The following is a 23621-nucleotide window of genomic DNA, read 5'->3' on the forward strand; positions in this document are numbered from 1 at the left end:
CGAGACGTACTTTTGTAAACCGGCCGCTACGGAACGGTGTCGGGTTCCGCGCGCGCGGGCGCCTCGATCCCGTGGGCCTCGCGCCGGCCCTGCACCGAGTGCCGGTATCCGTAGCCGACGTAGATCGCGGTCCCCACCGCCAGCCAGACGGCGAACCGCACCCAGGTCAGCGCGGTGAGGTTGACCATCAGCCACACGCACGCGGTGATCGAGGCGATCGGCAGGACCGGCACCCACGGCGCCCGGAAGCCGCGCTCCAGGTCCGGGCGGGTGCGCCGCAGCACCATGACGCCGGCCGAGACCAGTACGAACGCGAACAGGGTTCCGACGTTGACCATCTCCTCGAGCTTGTCGATGGGGAACACCGATGCCGTCGCGGCCACCACGACCGCGACCAGCACGGTGATCCGGACCGGGGTGCCGCGCGTGCCGGTCTTGGCCAGTTGCCGCGGCAAGAGGCCGTCGCGCGCCATCGCGAACAGGATGCGGCACTGGCCGAGCATCAGGACCATCACCACGGTGGTCAGTCCGGCCAGCGCGCCGATGGCGATGATCTTGCTGGCCCAGTGGATCCCGTTGGCCGTGAACGCCGTGGCCAGGTTCGCCGGCCGGTGGCCCGGGGCCGTCTTGAGCTGGGTGTAGGAGACCATGCCCGACAACACCACCGAGACGGCCACGTAGAGCACGGTCACGATGGCCAGCGACGCGAGGATGCCCCGCGGGACGTCGCGCTGGGGCCGCTTGGTCTCCTCGGCCATGGTGGCGACGATGTCGAAACCGATGAACGCGAAGAACACGATCGACGCGCCCGCCAGCACGCCGTACCACCCGTAGTGGCTGCTGTGCGCCCCGGTCAGCAGCGACAGCACCGACTGGTTGACGCCGGAGGCCTCATGCCCGGCTTCGGGCTTGGGAATGAACGGCGAATAGTTGGAGCCCTTGATGTAGAAGGCGCCGACCACGACCACCAACAGCACCACCGACACCTTGATACCGGTGACCACCGCGGAGAACCGCGACGACAGCTTGGTGCCCAGCGCGATCAGGGTCGCCACCCCGGCGACGATCACCAGCGCACCCCAGTCCAGGCTGATTGACCCGAATTCGGTTGTGCCACCGGCGAACCCGAACACGTTGCCCAGGTAGCTCGACCAACCCTTGGCCACGACCGCGGCGCCGATCGCGAGCTCCAGCAGCAGGTTCCACCCGATGATCCAGGCCAGGAACTCCCCGAAGGTGGCATAGGAGAAGGTGTAGGCGCTGCCGGCGACCGGGAGCATCGAGGCGAACTCGGCGTAACACAACGCCGCCAGCGCACAGGTGATCGCCGCGATGACGAACGAGATCCCGATGGCCGGGCCGGTGATGTCGCCGGTCGTGGACGCTGTCACCGTGAAGATCCCGGCGCCGATCACCACCGCGACGCCGAAGACGACCAGGTCCAACCAGGTCAGGTCCTTGCGTAGCCGGGTGTCGGGCTCGTCGGTGTCGGCGATCGATTGTTCGACCGACTTCGTCCGCCATCGGTTGGCCATCCGTCGCCCTTCGGAATCAACTGGGACCCATTGGTCCGCCACAGTACTGGGTACTCTGCCGAGATGCCGGACACCAAAGCAAACACCCGGGAGCATGCGGCGGTCATCGGGGGCAGCATCGCAGGCCTGTGCGCCGCGCGGGTGCTCGCGGATTCGTATGCCCGCGTCACCGTCTACGAACGCGACGACTTGCCGGCCACACCGTCGAACCGGGCGACGGTCCCGCAGGACAGGCACCTGCACATGCTGATGGCCCGCGGCGCAATGGAGTTCGAGAGTTTGTTCCCCGGACTGCTGGACGACATGGTGGCCGCCGGCGTGCCCATGCTGGAGAACCGGCCCGACTGCATTCACCTCGGCGCGGCCGGCCACGTGCTCGGGACCGGGCACACGCTGCGCGACGAATTCACCGCGTACGTGCCCAGCCGCCCGCACCTGGAGTGGCAGTTGCGCAAACGCGTCCGCGACACCGACAACGTCGCGATCGTGCGCCGCTCGGTGGCCGAACCGCGGTACGACCCGGCCCGCCGGCGGGTGACCGGGGTGCTGTTGGACGCCGCCGGCAGCGACGGCGGGGAGCCGGAATTCGTGGCCGCGGACCTCGTCGTCGACGCGGCCGGGCGGGGCACCCGGCTGCCGGTCTGGCTGGAGCAGTGGGGGTACGAACGCCCCAGGGAAGACGCCCTGGACATCGGCATCCACTACGCCACCCAGCAGTTCCGCATCGCGGACGGACTGATCACCGAGAAGGTGGTGGTCGCGGGCGCCTCGCACGACAAGTCACTCGGGCTGGGCATGCTGTGCTACGAGGACGGCACCTGGGTGCTGACCACGTTCGGCGTGGCCAACGTCAAACCCCCCCGGACCTTTCCCGAGATGCTGGCGCTGGCCGACGAACTGCTCCCGGCCCACTTCAGCACCGCCCTGACGCACGCCGAACCCCTGGGGGAACCGGCTTTCCACGCCTTTCCGGCCAGCCGTTGGCGCCGCTACGACAAGCTGGACCGCTTCCCCGCCGGGATCGTCCCGTTCGGCGACGCCGTCGCCAGCTTCAACCCGACCTTCGGGCAGGGGATGACGATGACCTCGCTGCAGGCCGGTCACCTGCGGCGCGCGCTGTCCTCCCCCGACGAGCAGCTGGCGGCGGAACTGAGCCGGGCCACCGCCAAGACCACCTTCCCCGTCTGGATCATGAACGCCATCGGCGACGTCACCTTCCACCACGCCGGCGCCAAGGGGCCGATCCCCCGGTGGTGGCGGCCGTCCGGTGCGCTCTTCGACCAATTCCTGGGGGCCGCCGAGACCGATCCCGTTCTGGCCGAATGGTTTTTGCGCCGGTTCTCGCTGCTCGACAGCCTGTACATGATCCCGCCGCCGCGCATCATCGGGCGGGCGATGGCCCACAACCTGCGGCTGTGGCTGGGCGAACGCCGTCAGGCCGCCAGGGACCGGCATGCCGCCGTTACAGCCCTACGGTCGCCCTGAACAGCTTGGTGGGTTCGCGCGCGACCAGCCGGATCGGGGCGTCGTCGGCCGCCACCCAGGCGGCCATCCCCCGCTGCAGGGTCAGCGACCCGGACTTGCCGTGCACGGTCGTGCAGCCCTCGGTGCACAGCAGGATCTGCGGGCCCTCGTGGCTGCAGGTGGCGTCGACCTCGTGGCCCAGGTAATCGCCGTCGAGCTCGAGCAGCGCCACCGCGAACTCCTCGGCCGGGGTCTCGTAGATCAGGCCGAAGCCCTCGCGGTGGACGCGGGGCCGCACCTCCGCCTCGGTGGTCGGGGTGAAGTCGAGCACCCGCAGCAGCTCGGGCACGTCCACGTGCTTGGGGGTCAGGCCGCCCCGCAACACGTTGTCGGAGTTGGCCATCACCTCCACCGCGAACCCGCGCAGGTAGGTGTGCAGGCTGCCGGCCGACACGAAGATCGCCTCGCCCGGGGCCAGCGTGATGCGGTTCAGCAACAGCGCCGCCAGCACGCCGGCGTCGCCGGGATAGCGTTCCCCGAGTTCCAGCACCGTCTTGACCTCGCCGGCGAATTCGGTTGCCCCGGAGCTGATGTACTGGATGGCGCCGTCGAGCACCGCGGGCACCAGCACGTCGATGTCGGGCTGGGGTGCGGTGATCCAGGTGGTGAACAGCGCGCGCAGGCCGTCGGCGTCGGACTGGTCGTTGAGCAGCTCGATGTACGGGTCGAGGTCGGAGACGGCCAGGGCCCGCAGCAGCTCGACGGTGCGGGCGACCTGACGGAAGCCGGCGAGCGCCTCGAACGGCTGCAGCGCCACCAGCACCTCGGGCTTGTGCGAGGTGTCGCGGTAGTTGCGCACCGGGGAGTTCAGCGGGATGCCCAGCCGCTCCTCGCGCAGGTAGCCCTCGGCCGCCTGCGCCGCGCTCGGGTGGGCCTGCAGGGACAGCGGCTCGTCGGCCGCGAGCACCTTGACCAGGAACGGCAGCATGTCTCCGAAGCGGGCGCGCGCCCCGGGGCCGAGCTGGCCCTCCGGGTCTTCGACGAGCGCGTCGAGCAGCGTGATCTCGCCATGGTCGGTCTCCAGCCAGGCGGGGTCGCCGGGGTGGGCGCCGAACCAGAGCTCGGCCTCGGGGTGGGCGGCCGGGACCGTCCGCCCGGTGAATTCCGCGATGGCGGTGCGTGATCCCCAGGCGTACGTCCGCAAGGCTCCGCGAAGCAATTCCACTGTTCTATCTATCCCCGCACCAGTCGCGCATAAACCGCGGCCATCTCCAGCCGGACGGCCAATACTGCCAGTTGCTGCTCGGCGCTGATGGCCCCGCCCAACGCCGGCGCGACGGTGGAGCCGGCCGAGCCGCCGGGTCCGTCGGGCACGTCCTCGGCGGCCAGCAGGTACACGTCGTCGAGCCCCGCGGTGCGGGCCGCCACCACCGGCTGTTCGGCGGACAGGGTCAGCACCAGCACCAGCAGCCGCCGGGGCAGCGGGCCGTCGATCTGTTCGTCGTGGAACAGCGCCTCGGCGGGATCCACGAACCCGGCGGACGCGCCTGCGCGCAGCGCGACGACGGCGTCGGACAATCCGGCGGCGGCAACCGCCTGATGAGCGATCCGCAGCAGCACCGAACTGCCGTGCCGGGCCAGCGCCAGCGTCGCGGCGCAATCGCCGGCCAGCGCCACCTGACGGTCGGCCAGGCGCGCGGCGATCGTCTTGGCCGGGTTGGTGAACAGCTCGCGACCCGCGCTGTTGCGCAGCGCCTCGGCGTCCAACTCGTCGGCCAGCGCCCGCAGGTCGATGCCCGGTCGCCGGTCCACGGTTTGCAGGACGGCCACGCCCGCGGCCAGGTACCGGCACAACCCGAACTCGTCGGGGACGGCAAGGCGCGGCGCCAGCACCGCCGCCCGCCCGGCCGTGGAATCCCGCATCGGCCCCTCGTACGGCGCGGCGACCACGACCCGCGCCCCGCGCCGCGCCCCGGTCGCCGCCGCGCTGACCAGCGCGGGGTCGCCCGGGTCGTCGCCCGCGACGATCAGCACGTCGAGGGGGCCGATCCACGGCGGAACCTCCGCGGTCAGCGCGATCGGCTGGGAGGCCGCACCGCCCACCGTCGCGGCGAGCATGGCACCGGCGGAGTCGGCGGCCCCGCGGCCGGCGACCCAGATCAGGCTGCGCGGCCGGTCGTCGGTCCGCAGCGAATCCAGCGCGCCCTCGTCGACCGCCGCGGCGATCGCGCGCACCTGCGCGCCGGCCGACGACGCCGACCGCAGCAGGCCGTCCCGGTCGGCGGCCAGCAGACCGTCGGTGTCCTCGAGATCGATCGCCCGCACGGCGCTCACGGGGCGGCCCCGGCGGGCGCCGACTGCGCCTCGATCTCCGCGCGGACCTGGGCCACCACCGCGCCGACGTCCTCGGTGGTGCGCCCCTCCACGTTGAGCCGCAGCAACGGCTCGGTGTTGGAGCTGCGCAGGTTGAACCAGCTGCCGTCGCCCAGGTCGACGGTCACCCCGTCCACGTGGTCGATGGAGTGGATCCGGCTGCCGAAGGACTTCAGCACGGCCTCCGTGCACAGCGCCGCGTCGGCGACGGTGAAGTTGATCTCGCCGGACGACTCGTACCGCTGGTAATCGGCGGTCAGCTCCGACAACGGCCGGTCCTGTTCGCCGAGGGCGGCCAGCACGTACAGCGCCGCCAGCATCCCGGAGTCGGCGCCCCAGAAGTCGCGGAAGTAATAGTGCGCCGAGTGCTCCCCGCCGAAGATGGCGCCGGTGTCGGCCATCATCGCCTTGATATAGGAGTGTCCGACGCGGGAGCGCAGCGGCGTGCCGCCGCGCTCGGCGACCAACTCCGGCACCGCCCGGGAGGTGATCACGTTGTGGATGATGGTCGCGCCGATCTCCCGGCCCAGCTCGCGGGCGGCCACCAGGCTGGTCACCGTCGAGGGCGACACCGGCCGGCCGCGTTCGTCGACGACGAAGCAGCGGTCGGCGTCCCCGTCGAAGGCCAGCCCGATGTCGGCACCCGTCTCGCGCACGTAGGCCTGCAGGTCGACCAGGTTGGCCGGGTCCAGCGGGTTGGCCTCGTGGTTGGGGAACGAGCCGTCGAGCTCGAAGTACAACGGCAGCAAGGTGATCGAATCGATCGCCCCGAGCACCGCGGGCGCGGTGAGACCGGCCATGCCGTTGCCGGCGTCCACGGCCACCCGCAAGGGCCGCAGGCCCGACGTGCTCACCAGCGAACGCAGGAACACCCCGTAGTCGTCGAGCACGTCGCGGTCGGTGACGGTTCCCGGCTGCCCGGCATACGCCGGCACCCCGGCGATCACGTCCTCGCTGATGGTGCGCAGGCCACTCTCCGCGCCGACCGGCTTGGCGGCCGCCCGGCACAGCTTGATCCCGTTGTAGGCGGCGGGGTTGTGGCTCGCGGTGAACATCGCGCCGGGGCAGTCCAGCGACCCGGAGGCGAAGTAGAGCTGATCGGTGGAGGACAGGCCGATCCGCACCACGTCCAGGCCCTGGCTCAGCACCCCGGAGGCGAAGGCCTCGGCCAGCGCGGGCGAACTGTCGCGCATGTCGTGGCCGATCACCACCTGCCGCGCACCCTCGCCGCGCATCAGCCTGGCGAATGCCGCCCCCAGGGCGGTGACCAGCGGCTCGTCGAGCTCTTCACCGACCAGCCCTCGCACGTCGTAAGCCTTGACGACACGGTGTACGGTCGCGGCGAGCCGAGACATGCGGGGGCCTCCTGACGCCTTGAACGGGTTCGCGTTCCTTCGCCTCTTGGCCGTCAGCCTATCGGCCCGCGGGAAACACCGACCGCAGCGGTGGGCGCGGATCGCGGTCGCCTAGTCACTGGGGTCGGGCAACACCCGCAGATGCCCGCGGCGCCGGCCGGACCGATGCTCGGGCGGCGCGAGCACGCTGCTGCTCGGCGCGGTGGCCTGCGACCCGCCGTGATGAAGGTGCGGGTCGGCGAAGCCGTTCACCGGGGTTGCGGCGTACGGCACGCCCCGATCGCCACCTTCGCGCACCGCGTCGGCCAGGGCGACCAGGTCGTCCTCATCGGGATGCGTGGGCTCGGACAAGAGGGGCCCGGCGTGGCGCACGAGGTCCCACCCGCGGGGCGCGGTGATCCGGCCGGCATGGCCGACGCACAGGTCCCACGAATGCGGCTCCCGCGCGGTCGCGAGTGGCCCGACGACCGCCGTGGAGTCCGAGTAGACGAACGTCAGGGTCGCTACGGCGTAGTGCGGACACCCGGGCCGGCAACAGCGACGGGGAACGTTCACGCCGAAAGGCTATCGTGCGCAAACGCTCGTGAAGCGCCGGACACGCGCAACCGGCGGACCGCCGATGTTCAACCGTTACCATCGGCGCGTGGGCGATTCGCGCAGCTCCCCGCGGAGGGGTCGGTCCCCGGGCCGATTCGCTTCCCACCGGTCCAGCCGGCGGGGCCGCGACGTGCGCGGCCCGCTGCTGCCGCCGACGGTGCCCGGGTGGCGCAGCCGGGCCGAGCGGTTCGACATGGCGGTGCTGGAGGCCTACGAGCCCATCGAGCGGCACTGGCAGGCCCGCCTCGCCGAGCTCGACGTGGCGGTCGATGAGATCCCCCGCATCGCGGCCAAGGATCCCGACAGCGTGCAGTGGCCGCCGGAGGTCGTCGCTGACGGGCCGATCCCGCTGGCGCGGCTGATCCCGGCCGGCGTCGACGTCCGCGGCAACGCCACGCGGGCGCGAATTGTCCTGTTCCGCAAGCCTATTGAGCGACGGGCCAAAGACACCGTCGAACTCGGTGATTTGCTGCACGAGATACTGGTGGCCCAGGTGGCCATCTACCTCGATGTCGAGCCGTCGGTCATCGACCCGACGATCGACGACGAATAACCCTGGCGCGTCGGCGCCTTCGGCGCCTTAGATGATGCCGCGCTTGAGGCGACGACGCTCCCGTTCGGAGAGGCCGCCCCAGATGCCGAAGCGCTCGTCGTGCTCCAGGGCGTACTCCAGGCACTCATGACGTACCTCGCACCCCAGGCAGATCTTCTTGGCCTCGCGGGTGGACCCGCCCTTCTCCGGGAAGAAGGCCTCGGGGTCGGTCTGGGCGCACAGCGCCCGGTCCTGCCATTGGTCCGCAACTGGCGCCGGCAACGGCTCGGGCTCGAATGCGACTGGCGCATCAGGAACCACGGTCAGGTGCGGCCGAACGGGTCGGACCGGCGCCGAGCCGATAGGGGTGTGCGGCGTGCTCGCCATGACTCCTCGAAGATGTTCGTAAGACATACGGTCGTCCGCCTCCTCAGATCGATTGAGAGAGTGAGTGGTTCCCACTTTTCTGATGTGTACAGACAATTCGAACAAGTGATCGAATCTCGGTCTGCGACACCGGAACCGGCCGGCCAACCGGGAAATGACACTGTTGTGATTAGACACGGGTTGATCTGCCGGGTCAAGCATTACGGCGCATTTCCATACCATCTCGTGACCGAATTACGGCGTTTCCGTTGTTTTGCGCATTCGGCGTGTCGATCACACTGTCCGCGACTACGCTTAAGGGCCGCGTAACGGGGCGGCCATCACACGGTCGTCGGGCAGTACTGTCGTGCACGTGAAGGTCACCGTTCTGGTCGGTGGGGTTGGCGGCGCCCGCTTCCTGCTGGGGATTCAACAGTTGCTCGGGCTGGGTCAGTTCGCAACGCAACAGCACCCAGACGCGGGAGCCGACAACCACGAACTTAATGCAATCGTCAACATCGGCGACGACGCCTGGATTCATGGACTGCGGGTCTGCCCGGACTTGGACACCTGCATGTACACCTTAGGTGGAGGCGTAGACCCCGAGCGCGGGTGGGGTCACCGCGACGAAACCTGGCACGCCAAAGAGGAATTGGCGCGCTACGGCGTGCAGCCGGACTGGTTCGGCCTCGGCGACCGGGATATCGCCACCCACCTGGTGCGCACCCAGATGCTCAACGCCGGCTACCCGCTGTCGCAGATCACCACCGCGCTGTGTGATCGCTGGCAACCCGGTGCCCGGTTGCTGCCGGCCAGTGACGACCGCTGCGAGACGCACGTGGTGATCACCGATCCGGACGACGGCACCCGGCGCGCGATCCACTTCCAGGAGTGGTGGGTCCGCTATCGGGCCGGCGTGCCCACGCACAGCTTCGCCTTCATCGGCGCCGAAAAGGCCACCGCCACAAGTGAAGCTGTCGCGGCCATCGCCGACGCCGACGTCATCCTGCTGGCGCCGTCCAACCCGGTGGTGAGCGTCGGCGCCATCCTGGCCGTGCCCGGCATCCGCGCGGCGTTGCGCTCGGCGGCCGCTCCGGTCGTCGGCTACTCCCCGATCATCGGCGGAAAACCCTTGCGAGGCATGGCCGATGCGTGCCTGTCGGTGATCGGGGTGGACTCCACCGCGGAGGCGGTCGGCCGGCATTACGGGTCGCGCGGCGGCACCGGGATCCTGGACTGCTGGCTGGTGCACGAGGGCGACCACGCAGACATCGACGGCGTGGCGGTGCGCGCCGTGCCGCTGCTGATGACCGACCCCAAGGCGACGGCCGAGATGGTCCGCGCCGGGCTCGACCTCGCGGGTGTGAGCCCGTGACTGAGCACGGCACCGGCGCGGCGGTCGAGATCCTGCCCGTCGTCGGGCTTCCCGAGTTCCGCCCCGGCGACGACCTGAGCGCGGTGCTGGCCGCGGCCGCACCCTGGCTGCGCGACGGCGACGTCGTGGTGGTGACCAGCAAGGTGGTGTCCAAGTGCGAGGGCCGGCTGGTGCCGGCGCCGCGGGACGCCGAGGAGCGGGACCAGCTCCGGCGCAAGCTCGTCGAGGAGGAGGCGGTGCGGGTGCTGGCGCGCAAGGGCCGGACCCTGATCACCGAGAACCGGATCGGTCTGATCCAGGCCGCCGCGGGCGTGGACGGATCCAACGTGGGCCGCGACGAACTCGCGCTGCTGCCGGTCGACCCCGACGGCAGCGCCGCGGCCCTGCGCGCCGGCCTGGCCGACCGGCTCGGTGTCGACGTCGCGGTGGTCATCACCGACACGATGGGCCGCGCCTGGCGCAACGGCCAGATCGACGCGGCGGTCGGGTCGGCCGGTATGGCTGTGCTGCACGGCTATTCGGGGACCGTCGACCGCCACGGCAACGAACTGGTGGTCACCGAGATCGCGGTCGCCGACGAGGTCGCGGCGGCGGCCGATCTGGTGAAGGGCAAATTGACCGCGATGCCGGTCGCGGTGGTGCGCGGCCTTGCCGTGTCCGACGACGGCTCGACGGCGCGGCAACTGCTGCGGCCCGGCGAGGAAGACCTGTTCTGGCTCGGCACCGCCGAGGCCCTCGACATGGGGCGCCGCCAGGCGCAGTTGCTGCGCCGATCGGTGCGCCGGTTCACCGCCGAGCCGGTGGCGCCGGAGCTGATCGAAGCCGCCGTCGCCGAGGCCCTCACCGCGCCGGCCCCGCACCACACGCGACCGGTCCGGTTCGTCTGGCTGCAAACACCTGGCGTCCGCACCCGGCTGCTGGACCGGATGAAAGACAAGTGGCGCGCCGACCTCGCCGGCGACGGCAGGCCGGCCGACTCGGTGCAACGCCGGGTGGCGCGCGGCCAGATCCTCTACGACGCACCCGAGGTCGTCATCCCGATGCTGGTGCCCGAAGGCGCGCACTCGTATCCCGACGCCGCCCGCACCGACGCCGAGCACACCATGTTCACCGTGGCGGTCGGGGCGGCCGTGCAGGCCCTGCTGGTCGCGCTGGCCGTGCGCGGGGTGGGCAGCTGCTGGATCGGCTCGACGATCTTCGCCGCCGACCTGGTGCGCGCGGAGCTGGAGTTGCCTGCCGACTGGGAGCCGCTGGGCGCCGTGGCGATCGGTTATCCGGAGGACCCCGCCGGGGCACGCGACCCGGCGGACGCCGGGGACTTGTTGATCCGCAAGTGATACTGGGCTGATGAAGTTCGCGGGCAAGGCGGCGGCGTCCGCCGAGAAGGCCCGCGGCGGCTACTACACGCCGGCGCCGGTGGCCCGGTTCCTCGCCCGGTGGGTGCGCGAAGCCGGGCCCCGCGTCCTGGAGCCCTCCTGCGGCGACGGGGCGATCCTGCGCGAGCTGGCCGCCCTCGGCGGTGGGGCCCGCGGCGTCGAGCTCGTCGCCGAAGAGGCGGCCAGGGCACGCGAATTCGCTCCCGTCGACACCGCCAACCTGTTCACCTGGCTCGCCACCGCCGAGCCCGGCGGCTGGGACGGGGTCGCGGGCAATCCGCCCTACATCCGGTTCGGCAACTGGGCGGCCGAGCAGCGCGCCCCCGCGCTGGAGCTGATGCGGCGCGCGGGCCTGCGACCCACCCGGCTGACCAACGCCTGGGTTCCCTTCGTGGTGGCCGGCTCGATGCTGGTGCGCGACGGCGGCCGGGTGGGGCTGGTGCTGCCCGCCGAATTGCTACAGGTCACCTATGCCGCGCAGCTGCGCGAGTTCCTGCTGAGCCGCTTCAGTGACATCACGCTGGTGACGTTTGAGCGGTTGGTGTTCGACGGCATCCTGCAGGAGGTCGTGTTGTTCTGCGGGGTCGCCGGCCCCGGCCCCGCCCGGGTCCGCACGGTCCAGCTGGCCGACACCGACGGCCTCGCGGGGGCGGACCTCGGCGTCGAAGCGGCGCCGGCGCTGCTGCACGAGAACGAGAAGTGGACCACCTACTTCCTGGACCCGGCCGCGATCCGGCTGCTGCGCACGCTCAAGGCGTCGGCGGCGATCACCCGCCTGGGGTCGGTCGCCGAGGTGGATGTGGGCATCGTGACGGGGCGCAACAGCTTCTTCACGTTCACCGATGCGCAGGCCCGCGCTCTGGGGCTGCTGCCCCACTGCGTCCCGCTGGTCTCGCGCAGCGCGCAGTTGTCCGGCCTGGTCTACGACACCGATTGCCGGGCAGGCGATATCGCCGCCGGGCACCGCGGCTGGCTGCTCAACGCGCCGCGCGACCCGGCCGACCCCGCCCTGGCCGCGCACATCGACGCCGGTGCGGCCGCCGGGGTGGACCGCGGCTACAAGTGCTCGATCCGCAAGCCGTGGTGGAGCACGCCCTCGCTGTGGGTTCCCGACCTGTTCCTGTTGCGCCAGATCCACCTGACGCCGCGGCTGACCGTCAACGCCGCCGCGGCGACGAGCACCGACACGGTGCACCGGGTCCGGCTCGCCGCCGGGGTGGACCCCCAGACCGACCCCGCCGCGCTGGCCGCGGTGTTCCACAACAGCGCGACGTTCGCCTTCGCCGAGATCCTCGGCCGCAGTTACGGCGGGGGCATCTTGGAGCTGGAGCCCCGCGAAGCCGAGCAGCTGCCCATTCCCCCACCGGCGCTCGCCGGCCCCGAGCTCGCCGGTGACGTCGACCTGCTGTTGAAGGCCAACGAGATCGACAAGGCGCTCGACCTCGTCGACCGCCACGTCCTGATCGACGGGCTGGGGCTCGCGCCGGAGGCGGTGGCGCGGTGCCGCGCGGCGTGGGTCTCGCTGCGGGACCGCCGCAAGCGACGGGGTTGCCGATGAGCGTGCGGGAGTCGGCGATCGCGTTGCTGTCCGACTGGCAGGCCCCGGATCCGGCGCAGGACGCGTTGCGGCACGCGGTCCTGGCGTTCGTGCTCGCCCGTCCCGACGCCTGTCGCCGCGAATGCGTGCCGGGCCATGTCACCGCCTCGACGCTGGTGCTCGACCACACCGGCGACCGGGTGCTGCTCACCCTGCACCCCCGCCTGGGCCGCTGGGTGCAACTCGGCGGCCATTGCGACGACGACGACGGCGACCTCCTCGCCGCGGCGCTGCGCGAGGCCACCGAGGAGTCCGGCGTCGAGGGCCTGCGCATCGAGCCACGGCTGGCGGCCATCCACGTCCACCCGGTCACCTGCTCGTTGGGCGTGCCCACCCGCCACCTGGATCTGCAGTTCGTCGCGCACGCGCCCGCCGGCGCGCGGATCGCGATCAGCGACGAGTCGGAGGACTTGCGGTGGTGGCCGGCCGACGCGCTGCCCGACGACGCCGACCACGCGCTGGCGTATTTGGTCTCGCGGGCCCGCGTTTAGCCGCCGAGCGTGAAACTAATTTCACGCCGGACGTCGAGCGTGAGATTAGTTTCACGCTCGGGCGCCACAACACGCCGAGTGCGCCTAGACGTCGCTGGAATACCGGATGCCGCCATCGGGGATCGAGACGCCGGGCCAGACCCGGGCGCCGCGCAGCAGCTCGCAGCGCGCGCCGATGTCGGCGCCGTCGCCGATCACGCCGTCGCGGATCAGCGCCCGCGGGCCGATGCGGGCACCGAAGCCGATGATGGAGCGCTCGATCACGCTGCCCGCCTCGACCTTGACGCCGTCGAAGATCACGGCGCCGTCCAGCCGAACGCCGGGTCCGATCTCGGCGCCCCGCCCGACGACGGTTCCGCCCACCAGCACCGCGCCCGGCGACACCGCCGCGCCGTCGTGCACCAGCTGCTCGCCGCGGTGACCGTGCAGGGCCGGCGACGGCGCGATGCCGCGCACCAGGTCCGCCGAACCGCGCACGAAGTCTTCCGGTGTGCCCATGTCCCGCCAGTAGGTGGCGTCGACGTAGCCGCACACCTTGACGTCCGGGTCGGAGAGCAACGCGGGGAACACCTCGCGCTCGACCGACACCTCGCGCCCGCGCGGGATGCGGTCGATGATGTCGCGCGCGAACACGTAGGTGCCGGCGTTGATCTGATCGGTGGGCGGGTCCTGCGTCTTCTCCAAAAAGGCCGTGACGCGGCCGTTTTCGTCGGTGGTCACGCAGCCGAAGGCCCGCGGGTCGCCCACCCGGACCAGGTGCAGCGTGACGTCGGCCCGGTTGCTGCGATGAAAGTCGAGCATCTGGCCCAGGTCGGCACCCGAGAGGACGTCGCCGTTGAACACCATCACGGTGTCGTGGCGCAGGTGGTCGGCGACGTTGGCGATGCCCCCGCCGGTCCCCAGCGGCCGGTCCTCGGTGACGTATTCGATCTGCAGGCCCAGCTTGGACCCGTCGCCGAACTCCGCCTCGAACACTGCGGCCTGATACGAGGTGCTCAGGATGACGTGCTCGATGCCCGCCGCGGCGACCCTCGACAGCAAGTGCGTCAGGAAGGGCAGCCCCGCGGTGGGCAGCATGGGCTTGGGCGCAGACAGCGTCAGCGGCCGCAGCCGGGTCCCCTTGCCGCCGACCAGGATCACGGCATCGACTTGCGGGTTAGCCATCTCAGCGCCGCCCTTCCGCCAGTTTCCGTCTCCGACTGCGCAGCGCCCCGCGCACCATCAGGCGGGAACGCAGCGCCAGCGCGGCCCGCAGCACCCAGCGCAGCGGCGCCCGCCACCAACCCGAATGCCGGTCCGCCAGGAACATATAGGTGCTCTCGTGATGCGCCGCCAGGTGGCTCGCCGGGTCGTCCCCGGTGGAGTGCCCCTTGTGGTGCAGCACCTCGGCCGACGGCACGTAGACGCTCAGCCAGCCGGCCCGGCCGAGCCGGTCCCCGAGGTCGACGTCTTCCATGTACATGAAGTAGCGCTCGTCGAATCCGCCGACCTGGGCGAACGCGGACCGGCGGACCAGCAGGCAGGACCCGGACAGCCAGCCGACCGCGCGTTCGGTGGGCTCCAGCCGCTCCTGGCGGTAGGCCGCCGTCCACGGGTTGCGCTTCCAGATCGGGCCGACCACCGCGTGCATGCTGCCGCGGACCAGGCTCGGCAGGTGGCGCGCCGACGGGTACACCGAGCCGTCGGGATCGCGGATGAGCGGGCCCAGCGCCCCGGCGCGCGGCCACCGGGTGGCGGCCTCCAGCAGGGCGTCGATGCTGCCGGGGCCCCACTGCACGTCCGGGTTGGCCACGATCACCCAGTCGTCGTCCACGTCCGGCGTCTCGGCGAGCTGCGCGACCGCGCGGTTGACCGCGGTCCCGTAGCCGAGGTTGGCCCCGGTGTGGAACAGCCGCACGTTGGGGTAACGCTCGATCGCGGCCTGCGGGGTCCCGTCGGTGGAGCCGTTGTCGGCCATCACCACGCACACGGGCCGCTCGGTGGCCAGCGACAACGACGCCAGGAAACGCTCGAGGTGCGGGCCCGGCGAGTAGGTCACCGTCACGACCGGCAGGACGTCAGTCACGCGTAGAGGGTAACGGTCGATCGGCGGCGAGCGTGGTTGCCGCGTTGGTGTTCGGCGCGGCCAGCGCCGCGACAAGTGCGGCGCGCCACGGCCTTAGCGGCCGCAGTCCCGCCGCGGCGGACTCCCGTCCCGACAGCGCGGAGTAGCTGGGCCGCGGCGCGGGGCGGGGGAACTCCGCGGTGCTGACCGGCTGCACCCGCTCCGGGTCGGCGCCGCATTCGGAGAAGATCGCCCGGGTCTGCTCGAAGCGGGACACCGCGCCCTCGTTGGCGGCGTGCAGGATGGGGCCGGGCACGCGGTCGTCGGCGACCTGCAGCAGGGCGGCCGCCAGGTCGCCCACGTAGGTCGGCGACCCGACCTGGTCGTGCACCACCCGCACCGGGTCGTCGCCCGCGGCCAGCCGGCGCATGACGGCGACGAAGTCCTTGCCGTCACCGCCGGTGTAGACCCAGGCGGTGCGGACGACGACAGCCTCCGGCAGCGCCTCCAGCACGGCCTGCTCGCCGGCGAGCTTGCTCCGGCCGTACACGCCCGCGGGGGCGGTCGGGTCGCTGGGCTCGTAGGGGCGCGGGTCGGCGCCGCCGAAGTCCCCGTTGAAGACGTAGTCGGTGGAGACGTGGATGAACCGGGCGCCGGCGCGGGCGCAGGCCTTGGCGATGTTCTCGGGTCCGGTGGCGTTGACCGCGTAGGCGCCGGCCTCGTCGCTCTCGGCGGCGTCGACGTTGGTGTAGGCCGCGCAGTTGATCACCACGTCGCCGCGCCGGACGATCCGCTCGGCCGCGGCGGGGTCGGTGATGTCCCACTGCGACGACGTCAGCGCCAGGACGTCGCGGCCCTCACCGGTCGCCAGCGAGCTCAAAAAGCCACCCAGCTGCCCTCCGGCACCGGCGATCACGATCCTGCTCGACATGGTCTGAGTCTGGCATGCCCGGGAGAGCACGGGCGAACGCCCGGGGCACGCGGGGCTTCGCTACCCGCGAAGCGCGTGGGTCGCAAGTAATCTAGTGGGATGCCTGTGCATCGTGTGATTCGTGTGATTGCGACCGTGCTCACGCTCGCGGTCGTCCTCGGCACCGGGCTGGCGTGGAGCAACGTGCGGTCCTTCGAGGACGGCATCTTTCACATGTCCGCACCCTCGCTCGGCAAGGGCGGCGACGACGGCGCCATCGACATCCTGCTGGTCGGCCTCGACAGCCGCACCGACGCCCACGGCAACCCGCTGTCGCAGGAGGAGCTGGCGACCTTGCGGGCCGGCGACGAGGAAGCCACCAACACCGACACGATCATCCTGATCCGCATCCCCAACAACGGGAAGTCGGCGACCGCCATCTCGATCCCCCGCGACTCCTATGTCACGGCCCCCGGGCTGGGCAAGACGAAGATCAACGGGGTCTACGGCCAGACCCGCGAGGCCAAGCGCGCCAACCTGGTCAAGGCCGGCGACTCGGCCGAGGACGCGGCGGCGCAGGGCACCGAGGCCGGGCGCGAGGCCCTGATCAAGACCGTCGCCGACCTCACCGGCGTCACCGTCGACCACTACGCCGAGATCGGCCTACTCGGCTTCTCCCTGATCACCGACGCGCTCGGCGGCGTGGACGTCTGCCTCAAAGAGCCGGTGTTCGAGCCCCTTTCGGGCGCCGACTTCCCGGCCGGCCCCCAGCGGCTCGACGGGCCGGAGGCGCTCAGCTTCGTCCGCCAGCGCCACGAGTTGCCGCGCGGCGACCTCGACCGGGTGGTGCGCCAGCAGGTGGTGATGGCCTCGCTGGCCCACCGCGTCATCTCCGGCAAGACGCTGTCCAGCCCCACCACGGTCAAACGGCTGGAGGCGGCCGTGCAGCGCTCGGTGGTGATCTCCTCGGGTTGGGACGTCATGGATTTCGTCCAGCAGATGCAGAAGTTGGCCGGCGGCAACGTCGCGTTCGCCACCATTCCGGTGCTGGACGGGGCCGGCTGGAGCGACGACGGCATGCAGAGCGTGGTGCGCGTGGACCCGCGCCAGGTCCAGGACTGGGTCAACGGGCTGCTGCACGACCAGGAGCAGGGCAAGACCGAGGAGATCGCCTACACCCCGGCGAAGACGACCGCCAGCGTGGTCAACGACACCGACATCAACGGCCTGGCATCGGCCGTCTCGGAGGTGCTGAGCGCCAAGGGGTTCGGCGCGGGGACCGTCGGCAACAACGACGGCGGCCACGTCAAGGGCAGCCAGGTGCGGGCCGCCAAGAGCGACGACCTGGGCGCCCAGGAGGTGGCCAAGGAGCTGGGCGGGCTGCCGGTGGTCGCCGATCCGTCCGTCGCGGCGGGCTCGGTCCGGGTGGTGCTGGCCAACGACTACACCGGCCCCGGCTCGGGCCTGTCCGGCACCGGGTCGGTGATGCCCGCCAAGGTGTCCAACGTCGGTGCGGTGGCGCCCGACCCGAACGTGCCCGCGCCCTCGCCGATCCTGACCGCCGGTTCCGACAAGCCCGAGTGCATCAACTGAGCACGCTGTCCGGCGCGATCCTCGACCCGATGCTGCGGGCCGACCCGGTCGGCCCGCGGATCACCTACTACGACGACGCGACCGGCGAGCGGATCGAGTTGTCCGCGGCGACGCTGGCCAACTGGGCGGCCAAGACCGGCAACCTGCTGCGCGACGAGCTGGGCGCCGGGCCGGGCGGCAGGGTCGCGATCCTGCTGCCGGCGCACTGGCAGACCGCGGCCGCGTTGTTCGGGGTGTGGTGGATCGGCGCCGAGGCGGTGTTCGCCGGCGAGGCGGAGATCGCGCTGTGCACCGCCGAACGGCTCGACGAGGCGGACTCCGCCGTGGCGGCGTCGGGGGGTGAGGTGGCGGTGCTCTCGCTGGACCCGTTCGGCCGCCCGGTCCCCGACCTGCCGATCGGGGTCACCGACTACGCCACGGCCGTGCGGGTGCACGGCGACCAGATCCTCGCCGAACGCCATCCCGGTCCCGCGCTGGCCGGCCGATCCGTCGACGAGGTGCTGGCCGATTGCCAGACCTCAGCGGCGGCAAGGGATTTGACGGCCGCCGACCGGGTCCTTTCCACCGCCGCCTGGTCCGGGCCCGCGGAGTTGGTGGACGGCCTGCTGGCGGTCCTGGCCGTCGGCGCGTCGCTGGTGCAGGTGGCCCACCCCGACCCGTCGGCGCTGCCGCGCCGGATCGAGACCGAAAAGGTCACCCGGGTGCTGTAGCCCCAGACCGGGCCCGATTCATATTGATATCGCAATATTTCGATGTTAACGTCGAGCGAGCATGAGCTGACGCTGCGACGACGAGGAGGTCCGGGCAATGGCGGGATACGCGCTCTTGGCGAAGGCGGCATCGACGGTGCTGACCGGCCTTGTCGGCGTGACGGCCTACGAGGTGGTGCGCAAGGCCGTGGCCAAGGCCCCGCTGCACGAGACCGCGGTGTCGGCCGCCGAACTCGGGCTGCGCGGGACCCGCAAGGCCGAGGAGGCCGCCGAGTCGGCCCGGTTGAAGATCGCCGACGTGATGGCCGAGGCCCGGGAACGCATCGGCGAGGAAGCCCCCACGCCCGCGGTGACCGACGTCCACCAGCACGACCACTGATCGCCGCGCAGATGGCGCTCGCCCCCGCCCTGGAGCCGGTCTCCTCGAAAGACCCTGCGCTGCAGATCGTTTCCGATGCCGCCGGACGGATGCGGGTGTCCGTCGAATGGGTCCGGGGCAGCTCCCGGCGCGCGGTCGCCGTCGAGGAGGCCGTCGCCCAGCAGGACGGCGTGCGGGTGGTGCACGCCTACCCGCGCACCGGATCGGTCGTCGTCTGGTATTCGCCGCGGCGCTGCGACCGCGCCGCGGTGCTGGCGGCGATCGGCTCCGCCGCCCACGTCGCCGCCGAGCTGATCCCCGCACGCGCGCCGCATTCGTCGGAGATCCGCAACACCGACGTGTTGCGGATGGTCGTCGGCGGCGCGGCGCTCGCGCTGCTCGGCGTGCGCCGCTACGTCTTCGCCCGGCCGCCCCTGCTCGGCCCCAACGGGCGGGCACTGGCCACCGGGGTCACGGTCTTCACCGGCTACCCGTTCCTGAGCGGCGCGCTGCGCTCGCTGCGCGCCGGCCGGGCCGGCACCGACGCCCTGGTTTCGGCGGCGACGGTGGCCAGCCTGGTGCTGCGCGAGAACGTGGTGGCGCTCACCGTGCTGTGGCTGCTCAACATCGGCGAGTACCTGCAAGACCTCACCCTGCGCCGGACCCGGCGGGCCATCTCGGAACTGCTGCGCGGCAACCAGGACACGGCCTGGATCCGGCTGGCCGACGGAGCCGAGGTGCAGGTCCCCATCGACGGCGTGCAGATCGGCGACGAGGTGGTCATCCACGACCACGTCGCGATACCGGTGGACGGCGAGGTGGTCGACGGCGAGGCGATCGTCAACCAGTCCGCGATCACCGGTGAGAACCTGCCGGTGTCGGTCATGGTCGGCGCGCACGTGCACGCCGGGTCGGTCGTGGTGCGCGGACGCCTGGTGGTGCGCGCCCAGGCCGTCGGCAACCAGACCGCGATCGGGCGCATCATCACCCGGGTCGAGGAGGCCCAACACGACCGCGCGCCCATCCAGACGGTCGGCGAAACCTTCTCCCGCCGTTTCGTTCCCACCTCGTTCATCGTGTCCGCTCTCACCCTGGCGGTGACCGGCGACGTACGCCGCGCGATGACCATGCTGTTGATCGCCTGCCCCTGCGCGGTGGGCCTGTCCACCCCGACGGCGATCAGCGCCGCGATCGGCAACGGCGCGCGCCGCGGCATCCTGATCAAGGGCGGCTCGCACCTCGAGCGGGCCGGCCGGGTGGACGCGATCGTGTTCGACAAGACCGGGACACTGACCGTCGGCCGCCCGGTGGTCACCAACATCGTTGCCCTGCACAAGGATTGGGAACCCGAGCAGGTGCTGGCGTACGCGGCCAGCTCGGAGATCCACTCGCGGCACCCGCTCGCCGAGGCGGTGATCCGCTCGACCGAGGAACGCCAGATCACCATCCCGCCGCACGAGGAGTGCGAGGTGCTGGTGGGCCTGGGCATGCGGACCTGGGCCGACGGCCGCACCCTGCTGCTCGGCAGTCCCGGGCTGCTGCGCGCCGAACAGGTCAGCGTGTCCAAGAAGGCGTCGGAGTGGGTGGACCGGCTGCGCCGCCAGGCCGAGACGCCGCTGTTGCTTGCGGTCGACGGCAAGCTGGTCGGGTTGATCAGCCTGCGCGACGAGGTGCGGTCCGAGGCGGTCGAGGTGCTGAAGAAGCTGCGGGACAACGGCGTTCGACGCATCGTCATGCTCACCGGCGATCACCCCGACATCGCCCGGGTAGTGGCCGAGGAGTTGGGCATCGACGAGTGGCGCGCCGAGGTGATGCCGGAGGACAAGCTCGAGGTGGTGCGCGGGCTACAGGACGACGGCTACGTGGTCGGCATGGTCGGTGACGGCATCAACGACGCACCGGCGCTCGCGGCGGCCGACATCGGGATCGCCATGGGCCTGGCCGGAACCGACGTCGCCGTCGAGACCGCCGACGTGGCGCTGGCCAACGACGACCTGCACCGCCTGCTCGACGTGCGCGATCTCGGCGCCCGCGCCGTCGACGTCATCCGGGAGAACTACGGCATGTCCATCGCGGTCAACGCGGCGGGTCTGATCATCGGCGCCGGCGGGGCCCTGTCCCCCGTGCTGGCCGCGATCCTGCACAACGCGTCGTCGGTCGCGGTGGTGGCCAACAGCTCACGGCTGATCAGGTATCGCCTTTAACCGCCGCGAAACTGCAACTGGCGACGGCATTACTCGGCGAACGCGTCGCGGAATGCAGTTTCGCGGCGAAAACCGGTGGTAACACCACCGTGTCAAGCCTGGCTGTTCAGCACCCGCTTGAGCACCTTGCCGCCCGCGTTGCGCGGCAGCGCGTCGACGAACAGCACATCGCGCGGGATTTTGAAGCGCGCCAACCGCTCTCGGACGTAATCCTGGACGTCGCGCTCGGTCAGCGCCGCGCCCGGCCGGACCACGACATAGGCGCGCAACCGCTGGCCGAACTCCTCGTCGTCGACGCCGACGACCGCGACGTCGACGATGTCGGGATGATGCGCAAGCGCGTCCTCGACCTCGCCGGGGTACACGTTCTCCCCGCCCGAGACGATCATCTCGTCGTCACGGCCGTCGATGAAAAGCCTGCCAGCGGAATCGAAATGGCCGACGTCGCCGGTCGACATCAGCCCCCGGATCGATTCCTTGGTGCCGCCGCCAGTGTATCCCTCGAAGGCCAGCACATTGCCGACGAAGATCCGCCCCGGCGTCCCCGGCGCCAGCTCGCCGCCGTCGTCGCCGAGGATCTTGACGACCGATCCGGGCACCACCGCGCCCACGCATCCGGGCGCGACGGCCAGGTCGGCGGGCGTGGCGATGGTGGCGTAGGCGACCTCGGTGGACCCGTACATGTTGTAGACCACGGGGCCCAGCGCCTCGAGCGCCCGGGTGGCCAGCGCGGCACCGAGCTGGGAACCGCCGACGAACACGATGCGCAGCGAGGAGAGGTCGGGCCCGGAAAGGGCCGCCGGCCCCAGGTCGAGGATGCGCCGCAACATGATCGGGACGACGATCATGGCGCTGGCCCGGTGCGCGGCCACGCTCGCCAGCGCCTGCCGAGGGTCGAAGTGGCGGCGGACCACCAGGGTCGAGCCCAGCACCATCGCGTACATCGCGTGGCTGAAGCCCATCGAATGAAACAGCGGCACACAGCATTCGGTGACTTCCCGGCCGCGGAACGGCACCTTGCCGAGCAGGCCGCCGACCGGTATCAGCGAACTGGGTTCCGAACGCGCGGCGCCCTTCGGGGTGCCGGTCGTCCCGCTGGTCGAGATGACGATCCTGGGCCGCCCACCCGACGGCGGCGGCGGGCCGGGATCGCCGCGCTCGATCAGCGCGTCGAGGCTGTCGGGGTCGGGCGTCTGGGTCCAGGCCCGGATCCGGCCCAGCCTCGGGTGCACGTCGGCGACGACGGCGTCGTACTCCTCGTCGTAGACGAGCAGGTCGGCGCGTTCCCGGGACAGCATCCCGGCGAGCTGCGCGGCGCCGAACCCGGTGTTGAGCAGCAGGACGCCGGCGCCGCACTTGGCGGCGGCGTACACCGCCTCCAGGAAGCCGCGGTGGTTGCCCACCAGGATGGCCACGGCGTGGCCCGGGCCCAGGCCGCGCCGCCGCCACTCGTTGGCCAGGGCGTTGGTCCGCGCGTCCAGCTCACCGAACGTCAGGGGGCCGCGCTCGTCGATCAGCGCCACGCCATCGGGGTCTCGTCCGGCGGCGATCGCCGTCGCCGCCCCCAGCAGGCCGTAGCGCCGCAGGGCGCGCAGGACCGAGAAGACTTGTCCGGGCGCGACCAACCGCAGGCTCCCGGAGCGGGCATAGAGCAGGAGCGACCGGGCCTCCAAGCCCGCACGCCCGAAAAGTCGCAGGGTCTGCACACGTCGATGCTGCCGCCCGCCGCGGTCCCGGATAAGGGCGCAACGCCACTACCGGGTGGGGCCTTTGGTCACCATCGTTATTCTGGCTAACGACTCGCCAGAAAGGGGCAATGCCGATGACGCGCACTGACAACGACACCTGGGATCTGGCCACCAGCGTGGGGGCCACCGCCACCATGGTGGCGGCCGGACGGGCCCGGGCCACCCGGGACGGGCTGATCGACGACCCGTTCGCCGAGCCACTGGTGCGCGCCGTCGGCGTCGACTTCATGACGCGATGGGCCGCCGGTGAGTTGAGCTCCGCCGACGTCGACGAGCCCGGCGCCCCGTGGGGCATGCAGCGCATGACCGACATGCTGGCCGCGCGCACGCGCTACATCGACGCGTTCTTCGCCGAGGCCGGCGCCGCCGGCATCCGCCAGGTGGTCATCCTGGCCTCGGGTCTGGACGCGCGGGCCTACCGGCTGCCGTGGGCGTCGGGCACCACGGTGTTCGAGATCGACCAGCCGCAGGTCATCGAATTCAAGACCGCCACCATCGCCGAGCTCGGCGCCGAGCCCACCGCCACGGTCCGGGCCGTCCCGATCGACCTGCGCCACGACTGGCCCTCGGCGCTGCGCCAGGCCGGCTTCGACGCGGGGCGGCCCGCCGCCTGGGCCGCCGAGGGCCTGCTCGGCTTCCTGCCGCCCGAGGCGCAGGACCGGCTGCTCGACGACATCACCGCGCTCAGCGCCGATGGCAGCCGCCTGGTCGCCGAGGTCTTCATCAACTCCGGCACCAACGGTGACGCCCTGAACGCCGCCAGCCAGAAGTGGCGGGACAATGGCCTGGACATCGCGCTGGGCGACCTGGGCTTCCCGGGCGAGCGCACCGACGCCGCGACACACCTGGAGCGGCACGGCTGGCGCACCGTCCGCACACCCCTGAATCAGCTGTTGGCCGACAACGGGTTACCTTTGCAGCGCACCGACCCCGGTGCGCCGTTCGCCCAGAACTACTACTGCACTGGGGTCTTGACCAAGGCCGAATGACAGG

General features: G+C 71.5%; 21 protein-coding genes. 11 read left to right on the forward strand and 10 right to left on the reverse strand.

What is annotated here, in order from left to right:
* Positions 1-26 precede the first annotated feature (26 nt).
* Positions 27-1535 carry an APC family permease gene (locus tag U8D42_RS16340; RefSeq protein ID WP_322859656.1) on the reverse strand — a complete coding sequence of 503 codons (1509 nt, stop codon included), beginning with the start codon at positions 1533-1535 and terminating at the stop codon, positions 27-29.
* A gap of 63 nt (positions 1536-1598) precedes the next feature.
* Here U8D42_RS16340 and U8D42_RS16345 point away from each other — a divergent pair, with 63 nt between their 5' ends.
* Complete coding sequence (locus U8D42_RS16345) at positions 1599-3020, forward strand: FAD-dependent oxidoreductase (RefSeq protein ID WP_322859655.1); 1422 nt, start codon at positions 1599-1601, stop codon at positions 3018-3020.
* Here the strand turns inward: U8D42_RS16345 and manA are convergent.
* The 4 genes from manA to U8D42_RS16365 form a co-directional block, all read right to left on the reverse strand.
* Positions 2998-4224, reverse strand: coding sequence for a mannose-6-phosphate isomerase, class I (manA, locus tag U8D42_RS16350; RefSeq protein ID WP_322859654.1), 1227 nt, complete (start codon positions 4222-4224; stop codon positions 2998-3000). The two genes, U8D42_RS16345 and manA, sit on opposite strands and share 23 nt — an antisense overlap.
* An 8-nt stretch (positions 4225-4232) precedes the next feature.
* Positions 4233-5333: a TobH protein gene (locus U8D42_RS16355; protein WP_322859653.1), complete on the reverse strand. Its 1101-nt coding sequence runs from the start codon at positions 5331-5333 to the stop codon at positions 4233-4235.
* Positions 5330-6727: a phosphomannomutase/phosphoglucomutase gene (locus tag U8D42_RS16360; protein WP_322859652.1), complete on the reverse strand. Its 1398-nt coding sequence runs from the start codon at positions 6725-6727 to the stop codon at positions 5330-5332. Before U8D42_RS16360 ends, U8D42_RS16355 begins: the two co-directional genes overlap by 4 nt.
* Positions 6728-6838: 111 nt before the next feature.
* On the reverse strand, positions 6839-7282 hold the full coding sequence (locus U8D42_RS16365; RefSeq protein ID WP_085241665.1) for a DUF3499 domain-containing protein: 444 nt from the start codon (positions 7280-7282) through the stop codon (positions 6839-6841).
* A 172-nt stretch (positions 7283-7454) separates the two neighbouring features.
* Between U8D42_RS16365 and U8D42_RS16370 the strand changes: the two genes are divergently transcribed.
* On the forward strand, positions 7455-7877 hold the full coding sequence (locus U8D42_RS16370; protein WP_085241666.1) for a metallopeptidase family protein: 423 nt from the start codon (positions 7455-7457) through the stop codon (positions 7875-7877).
* A gap of 27 nt (positions 7878-7904) precedes the next feature.
* Here the strand turns inward: U8D42_RS16370 and U8D42_RS16375 are convergent, their stop codons facing one another.
* Positions 7905-8243 (reverse strand): WhiB family transcriptional regulator, encoded by a 339-nt coding sequence (locus U8D42_RS16375; protein ID WP_322860139.1) that lies wholly within the window; start codon positions 8241-8243, stop codon positions 7905-7907.
* A 352-nt stretch (positions 8244-8595) separates the two neighbouring features.
* Here U8D42_RS16375 and cofD point away from each other — a divergent pair, with 352 nt between their 5' ends.
* From cofD to U8D42_RS16395, 4 genes are read left to right on the forward strand one after another with little or no spacing between them, the layout of a single operon-like run.
* Positions 8596-9597, forward strand: a complete 1002-nt coding sequence (gene cofD, locus U8D42_RS16380; protein ID WP_322859651.1) for a 2-phospho-L-lactate transferase — start codon at positions 8596-8598, stop codon at positions 9595-9597.
* Positions 9594-10934, forward strand: a complete 1341-nt coding sequence (locus tag U8D42_RS16385) for a coenzyme F420-0:L-glutamate ligase (protein WP_322859650.1) — start codon at positions 9594-9596, stop codon at positions 10932-10934. Before cofD ends, U8D42_RS16385 begins: the two co-directional genes overlap by 4 nt.
* Before the next feature lie 10 nt (positions 10935-10944).
* Positions 10945-12531 (forward strand): class I SAM-dependent methyltransferase, encoded by a 1587-nt coding sequence (locus tag U8D42_RS16390; RefSeq protein ID WP_322859649.1) that lies wholly within the window; start codon positions 10945-10947, stop codon positions 12529-12531.
* The gene (locus tag U8D42_RS16395; RefSeq protein ID WP_322859648.1) at positions 12528-13061 is read left to right on the forward strand and encodes an NUDIX hydrolase; all 534 of its coding nucleotides are present in this window, start codon (positions 12528-12530) and stop codon (positions 13059-13061) included. The genes U8D42_RS16390 and U8D42_RS16395 overlap by 4 nt, the downstream gene beginning before the upstream one ends.
* An 84-nt stretch (positions 13062-13145) precedes the next feature.
* Here U8D42_RS16395 and U8D42_RS16400 read toward each other — a convergent pair whose 3' ends face one another.
* Genes U8D42_RS16400 through rfbD form a run of 3 tightly spaced genes read right to left on the reverse strand, consistent with a single transcriptional unit; the run spans position 13146 to position 16036 of the window.
* On the reverse strand, positions 13146-14225 hold the full coding sequence (locus U8D42_RS16400) for an NDP-sugar synthase (RefSeq protein WP_322859647.1): 1080 nt from the start codon (positions 14223-14225) through the stop codon (positions 13146-13148).
* 1 nt (position 14226) lies between these two features.
* Complete coding sequence (locus tag U8D42_RS16405; protein WP_322859646.1) at positions 14227-15126, reverse strand: glycosyltransferase family 2 protein; 900 nt, start codon at positions 15124-15126, stop codon at positions 14227-14229.
* Positions 15119-16036: a dTDP-4-dehydrorhamnose reductase gene (rfbD, locus tag U8D42_RS16410; RefSeq protein WP_322859645.1), complete on the reverse strand. Its 918-nt coding sequence runs from the start codon at positions 16034-16036 to the stop codon at positions 15119-15121. Before rfbD ends, U8D42_RS16405 begins: the two co-directional genes overlap by 8 nt.
* A 99-nt stretch (positions 16037-16135) precedes the next feature.
* On the opposite strand from rfbD, the gene U8D42_RS16415 reads away from it, so the two are divergent.
* The 4 genes from U8D42_RS16415 to ctpC all read left to right on the forward strand — a co-directional run bounded on the left by U8D42_RS16415 (position 16136) and on the right by ctpC (position 20880).
* The gene (locus U8D42_RS16415; RefSeq protein ID WP_322859644.1) at positions 16136-17608 is read left to right on the forward strand and encodes an LCP family protein; all 1473 of its coding nucleotides are present in this window, start codon (positions 16136-16138) and stop codon (positions 17606-17608) included.
* Positions 17596-18318, forward strand: coding sequence for a TIGR03089 family protein (locus U8D42_RS16420; protein WP_322859643.1), 723 nt, complete (start codon positions 17596-17598; stop codon positions 18316-18318). The genes U8D42_RS16415 and U8D42_RS16420 overlap by 13 nt, the downstream gene beginning before the upstream one ends.
* A 97-nt stretch (positions 18319-18415) precedes the next feature.
* The gene (locus tag U8D42_RS16425) at positions 18416-18697 is read left to right on the forward strand and encodes a DUF1490 family protein (RefSeq protein WP_085241675.1); all 282 of its coding nucleotides are present in this window, start codon (positions 18416-18418) and stop codon (positions 18695-18697) included.
* Positions 18698-18708: 11 nt separating this feature from the next.
* A complete protein-coding gene (gene ctpC, locus U8D42_RS16430; RefSeq protein WP_322859642.1) occupies positions 18709-20880 on the forward strand; it encodes a manganese-exporting P-type ATPase CtpC in 2172 nt (723 codons plus the stop codon).
* A 92-nt stretch (positions 20881-20972) separates the two neighbouring features.
* On the opposite strand, the gene U8D42_RS16435 is transcribed toward ctpC, so the two are convergent.
* Positions 20973-22586 (reverse strand): AMP-binding protein, encoded by a 1614-nt coding sequence (locus U8D42_RS16435; RefSeq protein WP_322859641.1) that lies wholly within the window; start codon positions 22584-22586, stop codon positions 20973-20975.
* A 116-nt stretch (positions 22587-22702) separates the two neighbouring features.
* Here U8D42_RS16435 and U8D42_RS16440 point away from each other — a divergent pair, with 116 nt between their 5' ends.
* Complete coding sequence (locus tag U8D42_RS16440; RefSeq protein ID WP_090423400.1) at positions 22703-23617, forward strand: class I SAM-dependent methyltransferase; 915 nt, start codon at positions 22703-22705, stop codon at positions 23615-23617.
* The last annotated feature ends 4 nt before the right edge of the window (positions 23618-23621 follow it).

It is taken from the genome of Mycobacterium europaeum, assembly GCF_034555895.2.
Classification (GTDB): Bacteria; Actinomycetota; Actinomycetes; order Mycobacteriales; family Mycobacteriaceae; genus Mycobacterium; species Mycobacterium europaeum.